This window comes from Pseudomonas sp. LBUM1657 (genome assembly GCF_059716075.1).
On the sequence record NZ_CP166799.1, the window covers coordinates 3,013,899 to 3,032,257 of the forward strand.

Sequence of the window (18,359 nt, forward strand, 5' to 3'; positions counted from 1 at the left end):
GGGCGCAGGGCTTGCCCGCGATGGCGTCGGCCAAGGCACCATAGACTTCATGCAAAAACCGCCAATGACGGTTATTCTTGGCCCCGACTGCTTACGCTGGATAGGGGGAAAGCTCACATGGATAAAGTCATCGTCATCACCGGCGGCAGCCGCGGCATCGGTGCCGCCACAGCGCTGCTGGCGGCCGAACAGGGCTATCGGATCTGCATCAACTATCAGGCTGATGAACAGGCCGCGCTCAGTGTGCTGGAGCAAGTCCGCGCCCTCGGTGCTCAAGCCATTGCGGTACGCGCCGACGTCAGCATCGAAGACGAAGTGATCGCTTTGTTCCATCGCGTAGACACCGAACTCGGCCGTGTCACGGCGCTGGTGAACAACGCCGGCACCGTCGGACAAAAGTCCCGGGTCGACGAAATGTCCGAATTCCGTATTCTCAGAACCCTTAAAACCAACATCCTGGCTCCCATCCTCTGCGCCAAGCACGCGGTCATGCGCATGTCGCCCAAGCACGGCGGGCAGGGTGGCAGCATCGTCAACGTGTCCTCGGTCGCCGCACGACTGGGGGCGCCCAGTGAATACGTTGATTACGCCGCCTCCAAAGGCGCGCTCGATACCTTCACCATCGGCCTGTCCAAGGAAGTGGCCGGGGAAGGTATTCGCGTCAACGCCGTGCGTCCCGGTTACATCTACACCGATTTTCACGCGCTGAGCGGCGATCCGGATCGGGTCAGCAAACTGGAATCGGCGATTCCCATGGCCCGGGGCGGACGACCGGATGAAGTGGCCGAGGCGATTATCTGGTTGCTGTCGGACAAGGCTTCGTACGCGACGGGGACGTTTGTTGATCTTGGTGGTGGGCGCTAAGGCTTTAAATTTGTATTGCGGGGTCTGGCCTCTTCGCGAGCAAGCCCGCTCCCACATTGAATGTGAGTGCACATCAATTCAATGTGGGAGCGGGCTTGCTCGCGAAGGCGCCAGTCGAGACACCATCAAATTTCAGAATGACCGCACAATCCGCCCCAACGTCTCCATCGCCTTCTCGCAAGTCTCGTCCCAAGGGCTCCCGTAGTTCAAGCGAATACAATTCCTGAAGCGCTGGGCCGGTGAAAAAATCGGCCCCGGCGCGATGCTGATGCCTTGGGCCAGCGCCATCTGAAACAACTTCAACGAATCCATCTGCGCGGGCAGTTCCAGCCACAGAAAGTACCCGCCGGCGGGCTGGCTGACGCGTGTCTGCGCCGGAAAATAGCGGGCAATGGCCGCGAGCATGGCGCTTTGCTGTTCTTCCAGCGCGTAACGCAGTTTGCGCAAGTGGCGGTCGTAGCCGCCGTGTTGCAGGTAATCGGCGATGGCGGCCTGGGCCGGCATCGAGGCGCAGAGCGAGGTCATGAGTTTCAGTCGTTCGATTTTCTGCGCGTAGCGTCCGGCGGCGACCCAGCCGATGCGATAGCCGGGGGCGAGACTCTTGGCGAAGGAGCCGCAATGCATTACCAACCCTTCAGTGTCGAAGGCTTTGGCCGGTTTTGGCGCCTGTTGACCGTAATACAGCTCGGCGTAGACATCGTCCTCGATCAATGGCACCTGATGGCTGCGCAGCAGCTCCACCAATTCGCGTTTTTTCGCCTCCGGCATGGTCGCGCCCATGGGGTTCTGGAAGCTGGTCATGCACCAGCAGGCCTTGATCGGGTGCCGTTCCAGGGTTTGTGCGAGCACGCCCAGATCGATGCCATCGCGCGGGTGCACGGGAATTTCCACGGCCTTGAGCTTCAAACGCTCCAGCACTTGCAGGCAGGCGTAGAACGCCGGAGCTTCGATGGCCACCAGGTCGCCGGGTTCGGTGACGGCTTGCAGGCACAGGTTCAGCGCTTCCAGGGCGCCGTTGGTGATCAACAGCTCTTCCATGGGCAGCATCAGCCCGCCGACCATGTAGCGCAGGGCGATCTGGCGGCGCAGTTGCGGGTTGCCTGGCGACATGTCGGTGACGACCATGCGCGGGTCCATCTCCCGGGCGGCACTGGCCAGGGAGCGCGACAGCCGTTGCAGCGGAAACAGGGTCGGGCTGGGGAACGCCGAGCCGAAGGGTACGGTGTTGGGGTCCTTGATCGAGTCGAGCACCGAGAACACCAGTTCGCTGACGTCGACTTCAGTGGATTCGTTGACCTGGCTGCTGATCACCGGCTCGGAAAACGGGCTCGGCGCATGGGTGTTGACGAAGTAGCCGGAACGCGGACGCGCGCGGATCAGCCCGCGGCGCTCAAGCAGGTAATAGGCCTGGAAGACGGTTGACGGGCTGACCCCGTAGGTCTGGCTGGCATAGCGCACCGAAGGCACGCGCTGGCCGGGGCCGAGGACGCCGGAGCGGATCAGTTCAGCGATGTCGTCGGCGAATTTTTCGTAGCGTTTCATCGAGTGCCCGGATTGGAGTCATTCTGGAAAATCGGGGTGACTTCTTCGCGAGCAAGCCCGCTCCCACAGGTATTGCGGTGTCCTTGTGGGAGCGGGCTTGCTCGCGAATTGCAGCACCGCAGTCTAAGGGATCAACGATTCATCGGCGCAACAAACCGGCTCTTGGCCACGCTGTAGATGCCAGGTTCATCGCTGTCGACAAGCTTGAAACTGATGCTCTGGGAACTGCTGCTCGGCCCTTCGGTGGTCATCGCCACCGACACCGGCACGTCGACAATCTCACCCGGGGCCAGGCTCAGTTCGATCTTGCCCTGCAACTGGAAGCCGTCGCCATCGACCAGGGTCAGGCGGTAGTCCTGGCGTTGCTGGGTTTTGTTGATGACTTTCAGACTGTAGATGTTTTCGATCTGCCCCTGGCTGTTTTCGCGGAACAGCCCACGGTCCTTGCTCACGTCCAGCGAAACCATCGGCCGTTCAACCAGTGCCAGCACTAGCGCGGCGATCATCACCAGCAGCACCGCGGTGTAGCCGATCAGGCGCGGGCGCAGCAGGTGGGTCTTGCCGCCCTGCAACTCGCGCTCCGAGGTGTAGCTGATCAGCCCGCGGGCATAGTCCATTTTGTCCATGATCGAATCACAGGCATCGATGCACGCGGCGCACCCGATGCATTCCATCTGCAGGCCGTCGCGGATGTCGATGCCGGTCGGGCAGACCTGCACGCAGAGTTGGCAGTCGATGCAATCACCGAGGCCGACTTCAGCCGGTGCTACGTCACGTTTACGCGGGCCACGGTTTTCGCCGCGAGCTACGTCGTAGGAAATGGTCAGGGTGTCTTTATCGAACATCACGCTCTGGAACCGCGCATACGGGCACATGTGCATGCACACCGCTTCGCGCAGCCAGCCGGCATTGATGTAAGTGGCGCCGGTGAAAAACAGCACCCAGAACAGACTGACCCCGCCCATCTGCAAGGTCAGCAGCTCTTCGGCCAGTGGCCGGATCGGGGTGAAATAACCGACGAAGGTCAAGCCGGTCAGCAGGCTGATGGCCAACCACAGCGTGTGCTTGGCCGAACGGCGCATCAGTTTATTTACGCCCCAGGGAGCGGCTTGCAGTTTGATGCGCTGGTTGCGTTCGCCCTCGGTGATCTTCTCGCACCACATGAAGATCCAGGTCCAGGAACTCTGTGGGCAGGTGTAGCCGCACCAGACCCGCCCAGCAAACACGGTGATCGCAAACAGGCCAAACGCGGCGATGATCAGCAGCGCCGACAACAGGATGAAGTCCTGTGGCCAGAAGGTCGCGCCGAAGATGTGGAACTTGCTTTCGGAAAGGTCCCAGAGCACCGCCTGGCGCCCGCCCCAGTTCAACCACACCGTGCCGAAGAACAGCAAGAACAGAAACCCCGCGCCACCAAGGCGCAGGGTGCGGAACAGACCGGTGAAGCTGCGGGTGTGGATCAGGGTGTCGCTGGACTTGGCCTTCATCTTTGGACGCGAAGGCTCATAAGTACTGACTAACGGGGCGCTTTCTACGGTTCGGACGGGGATTCTATCGCTCATGGTCTTTCGCTCATCAGCCTCCATCAGGCGTGAGCACTATGAGCGGCGATCTGTTTGCATAACAGACTCAGGTATTGCAATAAAAAGCGGATCAGATAGGCGTCGTGCCGCAGCCTGCGACAAGTTGATGCACCTGCCACAACGAGGCGCGGGCGCCTATCTCAGACGCCCGCGAGTCTTATTGATGCGGGTCAGTCAAATCACCGAATCACTGTCGGTGGCCTTCAAATGGCGACGCCCGTCCACCGCACCTGCTACGGTCAATGCGTCGGCTTCTGCTTCGGTGATGTAGACGCGCTGGCCGTTGAGATCCACTGCTGACATGGATTTTTCCGAGTCGGTGACGATCGTGACGTCGGGACACAGGCGGATCTCTTCGCCGTTTTCGGTGGTGAAAAAGCAGGTCTGGTTTTCGATGCGCACGGTCATGGATGAGTCCTTTTTTCAGCGGGGTTCTACAGTATTAGGGCGCGCGCGGAGATCATCGTTCCTGTGCAACCGATTAATGGTCGACGTGGTCCATCCTCTATCGAGCACTTTCAAGGACAGCACCATGAGCGCCTGGTGGCATGAAGTTTGGGTGACGCTGCAATCGGAGTTCGCCGACATCGGCGATGCGTCTCAGCTGACACGCATAACCGTGCGCCTACTGATGGCCGCGATTCTGGGCGGGATTCTCGGTTTCGAACGCGAGCAAAAGGGCAAGGCAGCCGGGGTGCGCACGCACATGCTGGTGGCGCTCGGCGCGGCGCTGTTTGTGCTGGTGCCGCAGATGTCCGGCTCCCAAGCCGATGCCATGAGCCGGGTGGTGCAGGGTGTGATCGCCGGGATCGGCTTTCTCGGCGCCGGGACTATTCTGAAAAACACCGAGGGCGACGAAGGTCACGTCAAGGGCCTGACCACCGCCGCCGGGTTGTGGATGACGGCCGCCATCGGTGTCTCGGCCGGATTGGGCCGCGAGGCGACGGCGCTGCTCAGTACATTACTGGCGTTGGGGATTCTGAGTGTGATGCCGAAAATCGTGAAAATGATCGAGAAGGACGATCAGGAAGACAAACGGGATGAAAAGCAAAATGAAAAGCCGTAGGTCCGATCGTTCCCACACAGTAGGAACGATCGTTCAGGCATCTTTTACTCGGGCGTAACTATCACCGGCGGCATGGTTTCCGGCGGATCTTCCCGAGGTGGCGGGGTGGTGCCTGGCGGCTCCTGCTCGGGCACCGGTTCCGGCTCGGTCGGCGGAATCGTCGGGTTGTCGATGTTCGGATCAGGCGTTTCAGCCGGGATTGGAATACTCATCGTTGATGCCTCCAGTGGCACATGGCGTAAGTCGTGCTTAAGTTGGTTGACCACTGCGTGCAGGAATTGATTCCACCGAAAACTCAGGCAAATCCCCGTGAACTTTTACCGACGCCTGTCGCTCGGAACCTAAGTGAGTTCATTCCCGGGCAGCCGATGCTGCGGGGATGAGCACCAGGTACAAGAGCGTCCATGGGGCGTAAAGGAGAGATGCTCGATGACTGCTGAAAAACCGACAGAGCTCAACTACAACCCTCACATGCCGCTGTCGCAGGCCTTACTGCTGCCGCGCATCGCGATTGAAAACACCATGCCGACCCTCGATGGCGGGCAGTTTGCCGTCAAAGCCGTGGTGGGCCAGGACGTGGTAGTGACCAGCAAGGTCTTTGCCGACGGTCACGACAAACTGGCCGTGCGCGTGAGCTGGCGTGCAGACGGCGAGGACGCCTGGCAGACCGAAGTCATGGCTGAGCTGGGTAACAACGGTTGGCAAGGCCAGTTTCGGGTAGAGGAGCAGGGCCGCTATGTGTTCTGCATCGAAGCCTGGATCGATCAGTTCGCCAGCTTCCGCTATGAGCTGGAAAAAAAGCACATGGCCGGTGTACTGATCAGCCTGGAACTGCAGGAAGGCCGCACGCTGGTGCAACAGGCCGCCGAGCGCGCCGAAGGTCAGTTGAGCGAACAACTGGCACAACTGCACCATGAACTGTCCGGTCTGCTCGAAATCGAGCAAGTCGCGTTGTTTATGCACCCGCGTAGCGCCGACCTGATGGCTCAGGCCGATCACCGCGCGTATCTGAGCGTGAGTCCCGAATTCCCGCTGGACGTCGAACGGGAACTGGCGCAGTTCGCCAGTTGGTATGAATTGTTTCCACGCTCGATCACTGACGATCCGGCCCGTCACGGTACATTCAACGATGTGCATTCGCGGCTGCCGATGATCCAGGACATGGGCTTTGACGTGCTGTACTTCCCACCGATCCACCCGATCGGTCGCAGTTACCGCAAAGGCCCGAACAACTCCCTGACGGCCGGCCCTGACGATCCGGGCAGCCCGTATGCCATCGGCAGCGAGGAGGGCGGGCATGAGGCGATTCATTCGGAACTCGGCACCCGCGAAGACTTCCGCCGCCTCGTTGCCGCAGCGGCGGAGCATGGGATGGAAATCGCCCTCGATTTCGCCATCCAGTGTTCCCAGGATCACCCGTGGCTGAAACAGCACCCGGGCTGGTTCAACTGGCGGCCCGACGGCTCGATCAAATACGCCGAGAACCCGCCGAAGAAATACCAGGACATCGTCAACGTCGATTTCTATGCCACGGACGCGATCCCCAGTCTCTGGGTCGAATTGCGCGACATCGTGGTCGGCTGGGTCGAGGAGGGCGTGAAGATCTTCCGCGTCGACAACCCTCACACCAAACCGCTGCCGTTCTGGCAATGGCTGATTGCCGATGTGCGGGCGCTGTACCCGGAAGTGATCTTTCTTGCCGAAGCCTTCACCACCCCGGCGATGATGGCGCGGTTGGGCAAGGTCGGTTACGCCCAGAGCTACACCTACTTCACCTGGCGCAACACCAAGACCGAACTGGCGACCTATTTCACCGAGTTGAACGAATCGCCGTGGCGCGAGTGCTACCGGCCGAATTTCTTCGTGAATACACCGGACATCAATCCGGCGTTTCTGCATGAATCCGGCCGTGCCGGTTTTCTCATTCGTGCGGCGCTGGCGACCATGGGTTCCGGGCTGTGGGGCATGTATTCGGGCTTCGAACTGTGTGAAGGCACACCCGTGCCGGGCAAGGAGGAATACCTCAATTCCGAGAAGTACGAGATTCGCCCACGGGACTTCAATGCGCCGGGCAACATCATTGCCGAGATCGCCCAGCTCAACCGCATTCGCCGGCAGAACCCGGCGTTGCAAACGCATCTGGGGTTGAAGGTCTACAACGCCTGGAACGACAACATTCTGTATTTCGGCAAACGCAGTGCCGATGGCAGCAACTTCATTCTGGTGGCCGTCAGCCTCGACCCGCATAACGCCCAGGAAGCCAATTTCGAGTTGCCGCTGTGGGAAATGGGGCTGCCGGACGACGCCAGCACCCAGGGCGAAGACTTGATGAACGGCCATCGCTGGAGCTGGCACGGCAAGTACCAGTTCATGCGGATCGAGCCGTGGCATCAGCCGTTTGGTATTTGGCGGATCACTGTGTAAACGCGGAACCCGTCGGAGCGAGCTTACTCGCGATAGCAATATGGCAGGCAACACATGTGTTGAATGTTCAATCGCTATCGCGAGCAAGCTCGCTCCCACATTTGAATCATCGCGTTTGAGGCAGGTCATCGGCTCAGGCTTTTTCGAATTCAACAGGAGTTTCAAATGGCGAAGAAACCCAAGGCTGCCACCTTTATCAAGGACCCGCTCTGGTACAAGGACGCGGTAATCTACCAGGTACACGTTAAGTCTTTTTTCGACTCCAACAATGACGGGATCGGCGACTTTCCCGGCCTTATCGCCAAACTCGATTACATTGCCGACCTTGGCGTCAACACCATCTGGCTGTTGCCCTTCTATCCGTCGCCACGTCGGGACGATGGTTACGACATCGCCGAATACCGCGGCGTCCACTCCGACTACGGCACCATGGCCGATGCCAAACGCTTTATCTCCGAGGCCCACAAACGCGGTCTGCGGGTGATCACCGAATTGGTCATCAACCACACATCAGACCAGCACGCCTGGTTCCAGCGCGCGCGTAAAGCCAAGCCTGGCTCGGCGGCGCGGGATTTCTACGTGTGGTCCGATGACGATCAAAAGTACGACGGCACGCGCATCATCTTCCTCGATACCGAAAAGTCCAACTGGACCTGGGACCCGGTCGCGGGTCAGTACTTCTGGCACCGCTTCTATTCTCACCAGCCAGACCTGAACTTCGATAACCCGCAAGTGATGAAAGCGGTGATCTCGGTGATGCGCTACTGGCTGGACATGGGCATCGATGGTCTGCGGCTGGACGCGATTCCGTACCTGATCGAGCGCGACGGCACCAACAACGAAAACCTGCCCGAGACCCACGACGTCCTCAAGCAGATCCGTGCCGAAATCGACGCCAACTACCCGGACCGCATGCTGCTGGCCGAGGCCAATCAATGGCCGGAAGACACCCAGCTGTACTTCGGCGACACCGACGCCAAGGGCCTCAATGGCGACGAATGCCACATGGCGTTCCACTTCCCGTTGATGCCGCGCATGTACATGGCGCTGGCCCAGGAAGACCGTTTCCCGATCACCGACATTCTGCGTCAGACCCCGGAAATCCCGGCCAACTGCCAATGGGCGATTTTCCTGCGCAACCACGATGAGCTGACCCTGGAAATGGTCACCGACAAGGAGCGCGATTACCTGTGGAATTACTACGCGGCCGACCGTCGGGCGCGGATCAACCTGGGCATTCGCCGTCGCCTCGCACCGCTGATGGAGCGTGATCGCCGCCGCGTGGAGTTGCTCAACAGCCTGCTGCTGTCGATGCCCGGCACGCCGACGTTGTATTACGGCGATGAAATCGGCATGGGTGACAATATTTATCTCGGCGACCGCGACGGTGTGCGCACGCCGATGCAATGGTCCATCGACCGCAACGGCGGTTTCTCCCGCGCCGATCCGGCAAGCCTGGTGCTGCCACCGATCATGGACCCGCAATACGGCTACCTGTCGGTCAACGTCGAAACCCAGGCTGGCGATCCGCATTCGCTGCTGAACTGGACCCGGCGCATGCTCGCCGTGCGCAAGCAGTCCAAGGCCTTCGGGCGCGGCACGTTGAAGATGCTGTCGCCGAGCAACCGACGGATTCTGGCCTACACCCGTGAATTCACCGGGCCGGATGGCAAGTACGAAATCATCCTGTGCGTGGCCAACGTCTCGCGCAGTGCGCAAGCGGCAGAGCTGGATCTGTCCGCTTACGCCGGCATGGTGCCGGTGGAAATGCTCGGCGGTAACGCCTTCCCGCCGATCGGCCAGTTGAATTTCCTTCTGACCCTGGCACCTTACGGTTTCTACTGGTTCGGCCTGGCGGCAGAAAACCAGATGCCGAGCTGGCACGTGGAACCGGCGCAAAGCCTGCCGGACTTCACCACGCTGGTATTGAAAAAACGCATGGAAGAACTGCTCGAAGCGCCGTCCCGGAACACGCTGGAACAGGGCATCCTGCCGAACTGGCTGCAGAATCGCCGCTGGTTTGCCGGCAAGGATGCCGCCATCGACAAGGTCAACCTGGCCTATGGTGTGCGCTTCGGTGATGCGCGGCATCCGGTGTTATTGAGTGAAATCGAAGTCACCAGCGGCGGCCAGACCAACCGTTACCAATTGCCGTTCGGCTTCATTGCCGAAGATCAGGTCGGTGCCGCGTTGCCGCAGCAACTGGCGCTATCTCGGGTGCGACGCGGGCCTCAGGTCGGTTTGATCACCGATGCGTTCAGCCTCGAGAACTTTGTCCACACTGTGTTGCAGAGCATGCAGAACAGCCTCCTGTTGCCTTCCGATGGTGGCGAGATCCGTTTCGAGCCTACTGATGAACTGGCGAAACTGGGCCTGACCGCCGAATCGGAGGTGCGTTACTTGTCCGCCGAGCAATCGAACAGTTCGGTGGTGATCGGCAACAGCCTGGTGTTGAAACTGATCCGCAAAGTCGCCTCGGGCGTGCACCCGGAGCTGGAGATGAGCGCGTATCTGACCGACGCCGGTTTCCGCAATATTTCGCCGCTGCTGGGTTCGGTGATTCGCCGTGACGCAGCAGGCGAGGACAATCTGCTGATGATTGCCCAGGGCTACTTGAGCAATCAGGGCGACGCTTGGGAATGGACGCAGAACAACCTCGAACGTGCGCTGCGCGATGAGCTGGCCGACGCCATGTCCGAGCAGGAGCAGCACTACAACGCCCTCGCCGAGCTGCGAGACTTTGCTGGCATGCTCGGTCAGCGTCTGGGTGAAATGCATCAGATCCTGGCAGCGCCCAGCAGTAACCCGGACTTCGCGCCCCAGGTCACCACGCAAAAAGATGCCCTGGCCTCGGCCAAGGATGTGGCGGCGCAACTGGAGCATGCGCTCAAGTTGCTCAAGCAACATCAAAACGAACTGAACCCGGCAGACAAAGCCTTGGTCACTCGTTTACTGGACAACAAAAAAGTCATCCTCGGCCATGTTCAAGAGTTGGGCAAAAAAGCCGCCGGTGGTCTGCGCATCCGCGTGCACGGCGACTTGCACCTGGGTCAGGTGCTGGTGATCAAGGGTGATGCGTACCTGATCGACTTCGAAGGCGAACCTGCGCGTCCGCTGCACGAACGCCGGGGCAAGCACAGCCCGTACAAAGACGTCAGCGGTGTATTGCGTTCCTTCGACTACGCGGCTGCGATGACGATCAACGTGCACAACGTCGACAACACCGCCGAAGCCCAGGCCGCTCGTCAGCGCGTTGCCGATCGCTATTTAAATGAAGCAAGACAAGCATTTGTCGACGCTTATCGGCTGGCGGCAGCTAGTCTTGCTCATGCGTGGCAAGATCCGGAAGGAGAGGACGCTGCGTTGGCGTTGTTCGGTCTGGAGAAGGCAGCCTACGAAGTGGCGTATGAGGCGGAAAATCGTCCCACTTGGCTGCCGGTGCCGTTGCATGGTTTGTATGGGCTATTGAGTGGGCTTAAACCCTTTTCCGATCTTGGTGGAGAGTAGTTATGAGTTTCTCGAACAAGGAACAGGGTCACGCTAAAGAAGCGTTACTACCCAGAACGCGGGACATTGACGCGCTGGTGCGCGCCGAACACCACGACCCTTTTGCAATTCTCGGTCCCCACGGTGATGGTGCCGGCGGGCAATTCATTCGGGCCTATCTGCCAGACGCCTTGAGCGTGCAGGTGGTGGCCAAGGATTCCGGGGAAGAACTCGGCAACCTTGAGGCCACCCAGACACCGGGGTTGTTCGTCGGACACTTCGATCGGGCCCAGGCGTATCTGCTGCGGACCCGGTGGGCCGGCGGCGAACAACTCTCCGAGGACCCCTACAGTTTCGGCCCGTTGCTCGGCGAAATGGACTTGTACCTGTTCGCCGAAGGCAATCACCGAGACCTGAGCAGCTGCCTCGGCGCGCAGTTGAAGACGATCGATGATGTCGACGGCGTGCGTTTCGCCGTGTGGGCACCGAACGCCAAACGGGTGTCGGTGGTCGGTGACTTCAACAATTGGGACGGTCGCCGTCATCCGATGCGCCTGCGTCATCCCACCGGAGTCTGGGAGGTGTTCATCCCGCGCCTGCAACCGGGGGAGGCCTACAAGTACGAAATCCTGGGTACCCACGGTATTTTGCCGCTCAAGGCTGACCCGATGGCCCTGGCCACCGCGCTGCCGCCGGACACGGCCTCGAAAGTCGCCTCGCCGCTGAACATCGACTGGCAGGATCATGAGTGGATGCAATCCCGTGGCGATCGTCATCAGCCGAGTGCGCCGCTGTCGATCTACGAATTGCATGCCGGCTCCTGGCAATGCGAGCTGGACGATCTGGGCGAAGTCGCCCGTCAGTACACCTGGCACGAGTTGGCTGAACGACTGATTCCGTATGTGAAGGAGTTGGGTTTCACCCACATCGAGCTGATGCCGATCATGGAGCATCCGTTCGGCGGCTCCTGGGGTTATCAACTGCTCTCACAATTCGCCCCCAGCGCCCGATACGGTTCGCCGGAAGACTTCGGCGCATTCGTCAATGCCTGCCACCAGGCTGACATCGGCGTGATCCTTGATTGGGTACCGGCGCATTTTCCGACCGATACCCACGGCCTGGCGCAGTTCGACGGTACCGCGCTATACGAATACGGCAACCCGCAGGAAGGTTTCCACCAGGACTGGGACACGCTGATCTACAACCTGGGCCGTACCGAAGTGCACGGCTACATGCTGGCCTCGGCGCTGCACTGGCTCAAGCATTTCCACGTCGATGGCCTGCGCGTCGATGCGGTGGCTTCGATGCTGTATCGCGACTATTCGCGCAAGGCCGGCGAATGGGTGCCTAACCGCCATGGTGGTCGCGAGAACCTTGAAGCCATCGACTTCCTGCGCCATCTCAACGATGTCGTCGACCTGGAAGCCCCCGGCGCGCTGGTGATCGCCGAAGAGTCCACCGCATGGCCCGGTGTCAGCCAAACCACCCAACAGGGCGGATTGGGCTTCGATTACAAGTGGAACATGGGCTGGATGCACGATTCGCTGCACTACATTCAGCAGGACCCGGTCTACCGCGCCCATCACCACAATGAACTGAGTTTCGGCCTGGTGTATGCCTGGTCCGAGCGGTTCATCCTGCCGATTTCCCACGACGAAGTGGTGCACGGCAAGCATTCGCTGATCGACAAGATGCCGGGCGACCGCTGGCAGAAATTCGCCAACCTGCGCGCCTACCTCAGCTTTATGTGGGCGCATCCGGGCAAGAAGCTGTTGTTCATGGGCTGCGAGTTCGGCCAGTGGCGCGAGTGGAACCACGATCAGCAATTGGACTGGTACTTGTTGCAGTACTCGGAACACAAAGGCGTGCAGAAACTGGTGGGCGACCTCAATCGCGTGTACCGCGAAGAGCCGGCGCTGCACGATCAGGACGACGCACCACAGGGCTTCCAGTGGTTGATCGGGGATGACGCGATCAACAGCGTCTACGCCTTCATGCGCTGGAGCAAGGATGGGCGGCCGGTGCTGGTGGTGGCCAATTTCACCCCGGTGCCGCGTGAGGGTTACCGTATTGGTGTGCCGTTCGCCGGGCGTTGGACTGAAGTCATCAACAGCGATGCGGCGACCTATGCCGGTTCCAATTACGGTAACAACGGCGGTGCGTTCACCGAGGATGAACCGAGCCATGGGCAGGCGTTGTCACTGGTGCTGAATTTGCCGCCACTGGCGGTGTTGATGTTGCGGCCGGAGGGTTGATCTAGAACCGTGTTGCTGCCATTCGCGAGCAAGCCCGCTCCCACAGGATTAGTGTGATCCCTGTGGGAGCGGGCTTGCTCGCGAAAGCGTCAGCCCGGTTAACACACCTCTTGAAATTTCAACCAATCACCAACGCATCCGCACACCCAGACTGCCAATCAAGCCATTCAAATCATTGTCATCCACATCACTGCTGTAGTCGGCGCTGACGTACAGACTCAGGGCGGGCGTCACTCTGGCCACCAACCCCAACCCCAGTTCGACGGTCGATGAATTGCGGCTGCTGCTGATCTTGTCGACCTGATCGAGGGACACGGAATTACCGGTGTACACCGTGTGCCACACGTTAGTGCGCACATAAGGTTCGACCGGCAGGCCGTTGATGGCGTAACTACCTTTCAACCGGGCACCGACCCGACCGCTCCAGGACGTCAGATCACTGGACGACGCATTGCTCGACCCCGCGTAAGGCGTGTCCAGGGTAATCCGCTGATTGATCAACTGCGCCTGGGGTTCGACCACCCAGTTTTCGCTGATACCAATGGGAAAACCACCTTCTACCGAAAGGGTCACCGCGCTGCCCTCAGTGATTTGCCGGGCGCCCTGGCTGTTGCGGCTGTAGCCATTGACCCGACCGCCGCTGGCTGTCAGGTCCACGTGCCAGCCTTGCGGGCCGGTCAGGCTCCAATAGGCGCCGAGGCTCTGGCCCTGGAGGTTGAGCGTGTCGGTGTTGGGGTCGGCAAGCGCACGACTGGTCAGCAAACCGTTGTTGTTGCCTTGGATCTGGTTCATGCCGCCGACCAGACCGACACGCTGGGTATGGCCGCTACCACTTTGCAGGGTCAGGATCGCCGGGCCTTTGAATTCTTGTGCGCCAGGACCGGAAAACCCCTGGGCCATTACGTCGGTCTGGGCCTGCCGCGAAGCTTTCCCATAGAGCTGATCCCAGGCCGAAGGCGCGGCGTCCTCGGTGGTCAGGTGCGAACTCATTGAATCGGCAGCGGCACTGGAGTGGCCGGGGTAGGGGGCGGTGATAGTGATGGCGGGCAAGGTCATTGCCGGCACGTCCTGGCGATACCAAGGTGTGATTTCATCCTCTGCACTTGCGGCTTGCACTTCCATGGACGAGCACAGCAGAAGTGAACTCGAGACAGTGCAAAAAGTGACTTTGATCTCTTGTGGGGTGAATGAAGTTTTCATGGGGGTCTACCTTGCAAGCGCATGCCGTATCTCGCTCTGGCGTCTCTCCTACCCCGAATGAGGGGCGACCGAATGAATTGGGGCAAGCCTCTGGCCGCCCGTTTTAACGGGTGTCTGGGGTTTGCCCCTGGTGGTATTTCCGGGGGTAGTACGGTGAAGCTAAGAAGACCCACGCCCTCGCGTCAAGAAAATGGCCGATAAGTGGTATGGCTATTTTAGTGATTGCAAGTGTCTGATTTGTGACGCTGATCTAAGTGGTTGTTTGTACGAAAAATCGTCAAAAAACCCCCGGTCCAGACCGCTTTTGGTAGCCACCTATCGGCTTACCAACTCATCCGCACACCGACATTCCCGACCATCCCACGCAAAGGATTACTGTCGATATTGCGGCTGTAATCAGTGCCGGCGTACACGCTGACGGACGGTGCGAGACTCAGTATCGCCCCGACGCCGAGATCAACCGATGAGGTTTTTTGTTCCGTTTCGATCTGATCGACGCCATCGAAGGTCACCGTGTCGATGCCCGAAAAGGTGTGCCACAGGTTGGCGCGCAGGTAAGGTTCCAGCGGCAGTCCGCTCACCTCGTATCGTCCCTTGAGTCGAGCGCCGAGCCGGCCGGTCCAGGCGCCGTCGGAATCGAATGACACCCGTGAAATGCCGTCGTCCTGGCTGTCGAGGGAGATTTTCTGAAAGATCACTTGCGCCTGAGGTTCCACCACCCAATTTTTCGCCACGGCAAACGGGTAACCGGCTTCGGCCGAGAGGGTGTAGGCATGGCCATCGTTGTCGAGCTTGAGGCCGCGGTCGGAATGGTTGTCACCCTTGAGCCACGTGTACATCGCCACCGTATCAACGTATCCGCCGCTGGGATCGGTCAACGTCCAGTACAGGCCGAGACTGTCACCTTGCAGTTCCACCTTACCGGCGCGTTTTCCCTCGAAACCCTGATTGAAACCGTCGACATCGCCCTTCAAGCGGGTGTGACCGACGAAGAAACCGGTGCGCTGGGTTTGCTCGCCCGCCATGTGTGAACTGAACAGGTCGTTGCCGACTTGAAAACCGTTGAGCGAGCCATCCAGTCGCGGGTTCACGGTGCCGGCCCAGGTCTGGTCGAGATTTTTGCCATAGACCCGGCCCCATCCCGCCGCGAAGGCACCGGTTTCGGTGAGCAGGCGCTGGTCGCCCTGACGGTCATGGAAAGCGCCGAGGGCGGTCATGGTCAACTGCGCCGCAGCGGGCGGCAACACCGACCAGGTCGGGACTTCCGGGCGGTACAAGGGAATCGGTGCGGCACCGGCAACGGCGGCAGGTAATGTCGGGGTGCCAGGGGCGGCCACGGGTGTCGCCACCAGCGGAACCAGAATCGGTGGCAACGCAGGATCAGGGTTGGGGACCGCGACCAGCGGTGCCGCCACCACGGACGAGCGCAGGAACCAACTGTTTTCGCTACCGGTAGTGACACCCCCCTTGAACAGGTAGTAATCGTAGGCGCCAGCAGACACCGGCGCATTGAGGGCAAAGGCACTGTTGTCGCTGACCGCCGTGCCCTGAGCCTCTATCAACTGGATACCGTTCTGCTGGGTCAATGCGCCAACACCGCCAACGTTGTTGACGGTAATCAAGGTGTTGCCGGTCAACGTCCCGTTATTGACCACCAGTTTGTCGCTGGGGGCGCTGTCATCGCCCAACTCACTGTTTAAAAGCAGCTGGCCGCCGTTACCCGCGTAGTTGCCCTGAACCGTCAGGGTGTCGTTGGTGCGGGTATTGCCGCTGCTCAGGTCGATCACCCCGGCGTTATTCAAGGTGGCAAGTTGACCTGCGGTGAACGGCGCGATGCTGCCCTGAGTCGAGGTCAATGTGCTGCTGCCATCGATGCTGAATACGCCGGTGCCGCTGGTGCTGTCCCCCAACGTGAAGATGCCGTCCACGTCAAAGCGAGAACTGTTGTTGAGATTCACCGTTTCCCAGTTGATGTAGCGGCCGGCACCAGCCGAGGTGGTCTGATCGAACGTCAGCAGGTCGTTGCCTGTGCCGCCATCGATGGTCGGGGTGGGGGCGAGGGTGCTTTCGGTCAGATTGCGCAAGGTGGCGCGGTCGTTGCCTTCGGCCATCAGAACGGGCGAGCGGATGATCCCGCCGCTAATCCATTCAAAGAAGTCATCACCGGCACTGGCGCGGATCTCGCCAACGATCTCGCCACCGGTCACTGTGATGCTGTCGTTGCCGCCGCTGACGCTGATGTTCCCGCCAACTTTGCCGCCGCGAATAATGATGGTGTCGGTACCGAAACCGGTGACCAGATTGCCGTCGATCAGCCCGTCGACCATGTCGAACAGGTTGTTATCGAGCTTCATGTCGACCCGGCCGATTCTGCCTCCCGTCATCAGGGCGGTGTCGCCATCCTCGAAAGCACCCGTGATCCAGCCTCCGGTCATCTCGAAGAAGTCTCGGTTGTCTCCTTGGGCGAGGGCCGCGATAGTGCCGCCCCTCATGACGAATCTGTCGACGCCATTGCCTTGGTTGACCGCTCCGGTGACCACTCCAGCGCTGATGGTGAAAGTGTCGGCACCGTCACCCAGGACGACAGTACCGGCGAGGGTGCCGGAATTCATGTCCACGGTGTCGTTGCCGATGCCGAAGGTCACGTTGCCATTGATCGTGCCGGTTCCATTGGCGGGAAAGGTCAGGCTGTTGTTGCCTGCCAGATCGGTCAACGGCCCGCCGCTGCCACTGTCACACAGATGGCTGTCATCGCCGACAGTCGGGGTAAAAGTACAAGCTGCCTGGCTCGCCTGGGACCAACCCACACACAGCCAGACTGAAACAACGCAGGCGCTGAAACGGTACTTGGGCAGATTGCTCGGTAAGTTCATGCTCGTCTCCGCATAGGGACCAGCGTCCCACCCCCACTCGTCATGAGTGGCCAGGTATCGAACGCTTTGAGCAGCGCGGAGTTGCGAGACGACATCGGGGGAAGGCAACCAACCTTCGGCAACGACGGCTACAGTGCCTGCACCGTAGCAATAGTTTTTTAACGTCGCTACTGTCAGAAATAACAGGTAGCGATCATGGATGTCTTCAATTTACGGGATTTCGTGCCCCTGAAGCGATGCTTCAAAGATGCACTTCCACCGCCAGCGGCAAGTGATCCGACAGATGCGTCCAGGGCTTGTTGCCGAGTATCCGCGGGTCATGGCTGCTGGCATTGCGCAGGTAGATCCGGTCCAGGCGCAGCAACGGAAACCGCGCCGGATAGGTCTTCGCCGGGCGGCCGTGGTGGCGTTCGAAGGCTTCGTGCAAGTAGTCGCGTCGGGCGAGGGCGGCATTGCCCTGGAGCTGCCAGTCGTTGAAGTCCCCGGCGATGATCACCGGTGCATCGTCAGGCAAGGATTCGAGCAATTGGCAGAGGAGCTGGAGCTGCAACTGGCGATGGCTTTCCAGCAGGCTCAGATGCACGCAGATGGCGTGGACTTCAGCGTGACCCGGTACGTCCAGCACGCAATGCAGCAGCCCGCGTCGTTCAGGACCGGTGATGGAAACATCGAGATTGCGGTATTCGCGGATCGGGTATTTCGACAGCAAGGCATTGCCGTGATGACCGTTGGGGTAGACCGCGTTGCGGCCGTAGGCGAAATCGCTCCACATGCTGTCGGCCAGGAACTCGTATTGCGAAGTCTGTGGCCAATCGTTGTAACGAGACGAATGGCGCTCGTGTTCCCCGACCACTTCTTGCAGAAACACCAGTTCTGCCGAGGTACTGCGCACCGCCTCGCGCAGTTCCGGGAGAATGAAGCGTCGGTTGAGTGCGGTGAAACCCTTGTGGGTGTTGACCGTCAGCACTCTGAGTCGATGAATCGCCGGGGGCGTGTTCAAGGGGACTGACTCGACAGCTTGCTGCTTGGAATCGCTGGTCACTTTCACTCCTCTGGATCAGGGCTG

The 18,359-nt window shown here is 60.1% G+C and carries 12 protein-coding genes; 5 read left to right on the forward strand and 7 right to left on the reverse strand.

The window, feature by feature from the left end; genetic code table 11:
- Window positions 1–117 precede the first annotated feature (117 nt).
- On the forward strand, window positions 118–864 hold the full coding sequence (locus tag ACA055_RS13885) for an SDR family oxidoreductase (protein WP_497684156.1): 747 nt from the start codon (window positions 118–120) through the stop codon (window positions 862–864).
- Window positions 865–996: 132 nt separating this feature from the next.
- Here the strand turns inward: ACA055_RS13885 and mapR are convergent, their stop codons facing one another.
- The 3 genes from mapR to ACA055_RS13900 form a co-directional block, all read right to left on the reverse strand.
- Window positions 997–2,406: a GntR family transcriptional regulator MpaR gene (gene mapR, locus ACA055_RS13890; RefSeq protein ID WP_497684157.1), complete on the reverse strand. Its 1,410-nt coding sequence runs from the start codon at window positions 2,404–2,406 to the stop codon at window positions 997–999.
- Between the two features lie 131 nt (window positions 2,407–2,537).
- Complete coding sequence (ccoG, locus tag ACA055_RS13895) at window positions 2,538–3,968, reverse strand: cytochrome c oxidase accessory protein CcoG (protein ID WP_497684158.1); 1,431 nt, start codon at window positions 3,966–3,968, stop codon at window positions 2,538–2,540.
- A 195-nt stretch (window positions 3,969–4,163) separates the two neighbouring features.
- A complete protein-coding gene (locus tag ACA055_RS13900; protein WP_497684159.1) occupies window positions 4,164–4,397 on the reverse strand; it encodes a DUF3203 family protein in 234 nt (77 codons plus the stop codon).
- 124 nt (window positions 4,398–4,521) lie between these two features.
- On the opposite strand from ACA055_RS13900, the gene ACA055_RS13905 reads away from it, so the two are divergent.
- Complete coding sequence (locus tag ACA055_RS13905) at window positions 4,522–5,055, forward strand: MgtC/SapB family protein (protein WP_497684160.1); 534 nt, start codon at window positions 4,522–4,524, stop codon at window positions 5,053–5,055.
- Window positions 5,056–5,099: 44 nt separating this feature from the next.
- Here ACA055_RS13905 and ACA055_RS13910 read toward each other — a convergent pair whose 3' ends face one another.
- A complete protein-coding gene (locus tag ACA055_RS13910; protein WP_497684161.1) occupies window positions 5,100–5,267 on the reverse strand; it encodes a hypothetical protein in 168 nt (55 codons plus the stop codon).
- A gap of 217 nt (window positions 5,268–5,484) precedes the next feature.
- On the opposite strand from ACA055_RS13910, the gene ACA055_RS13915 reads away from it, so the two are divergent.
- From ACA055_RS13915 to glgB, 3 genes are all read left to right on the forward strand, one after another.
- Entirely contained in the window at window positions 5,485–7,479 is a 1,995-nt protein-coding gene (locus tag ACA055_RS13915; RefSeq protein ID WP_497684162.1) for an alpha-1,4-glucan--maltose-1-phosphate maltosyltransferase, read from the forward strand.
- A 165-nt stretch (window positions 7,480–7,644) separates the two neighbouring features.
- A complete protein-coding gene (gene treS / locus ACA055_RS13920) occupies window positions 7,645–10,986 on the forward strand; it encodes a maltose alpha-D-glucosyltransferase (protein ID WP_497684163.1) in 3,342 nt (1,113 codons plus the stop codon).
- 2 nt (window positions 10,987–10,988) lie between these two features.
- Window positions 10,989–13,220 carry a 1,4-alpha-glucan branching protein GlgB gene (gene glgB / locus ACA055_RS13925; protein WP_497684164.1) on the forward strand — a complete coding sequence of 744 codons (2,232 nt, stop codon included), beginning with the start codon at window positions 10,989–10,991 and terminating at the stop codon, window positions 13,218–13,220.
- Between the two features lie 126 nt (window positions 13,221–13,346).
- On the opposite strand, the gene ACA055_RS13930 is transcribed toward glgB, so the two are convergent.
- From ACA055_RS13930 to ACA055_RS13940, 3 genes are all read right to left on the reverse strand, one after another.
- Window positions 13,347–14,420: an autotransporter domain-containing protein gene (locus tag ACA055_RS13930; protein WP_497684165.1), complete on the reverse strand. Its 1,074-nt coding sequence runs from the start codon at window positions 14,418–14,420 to the stop codon at window positions 13,347–13,349.
- Window positions 14,421–14,743: 323 nt separating this feature from the next.
- A complete protein-coding gene (locus ACA055_RS13935; protein ID WP_497684166.1) occupies window positions 14,744–17,293 on the reverse strand; it encodes an autotransporter family protein in 2,550 nt (849 codons plus the stop codon).
- A 241-nt stretch (window positions 17,294–17,534) separates the two neighbouring features.
- A complete protein-coding gene (locus ACA055_RS13940; protein ID WP_497684167.1) occupies window positions 17,535–18,335 on the reverse strand; it encodes an endonuclease/exonuclease/phosphatase family protein in 801 nt (266 codons plus the stop codon).
- Between the last annotated feature and the right edge of the window lie 24 nt (window positions 18,336–18,359).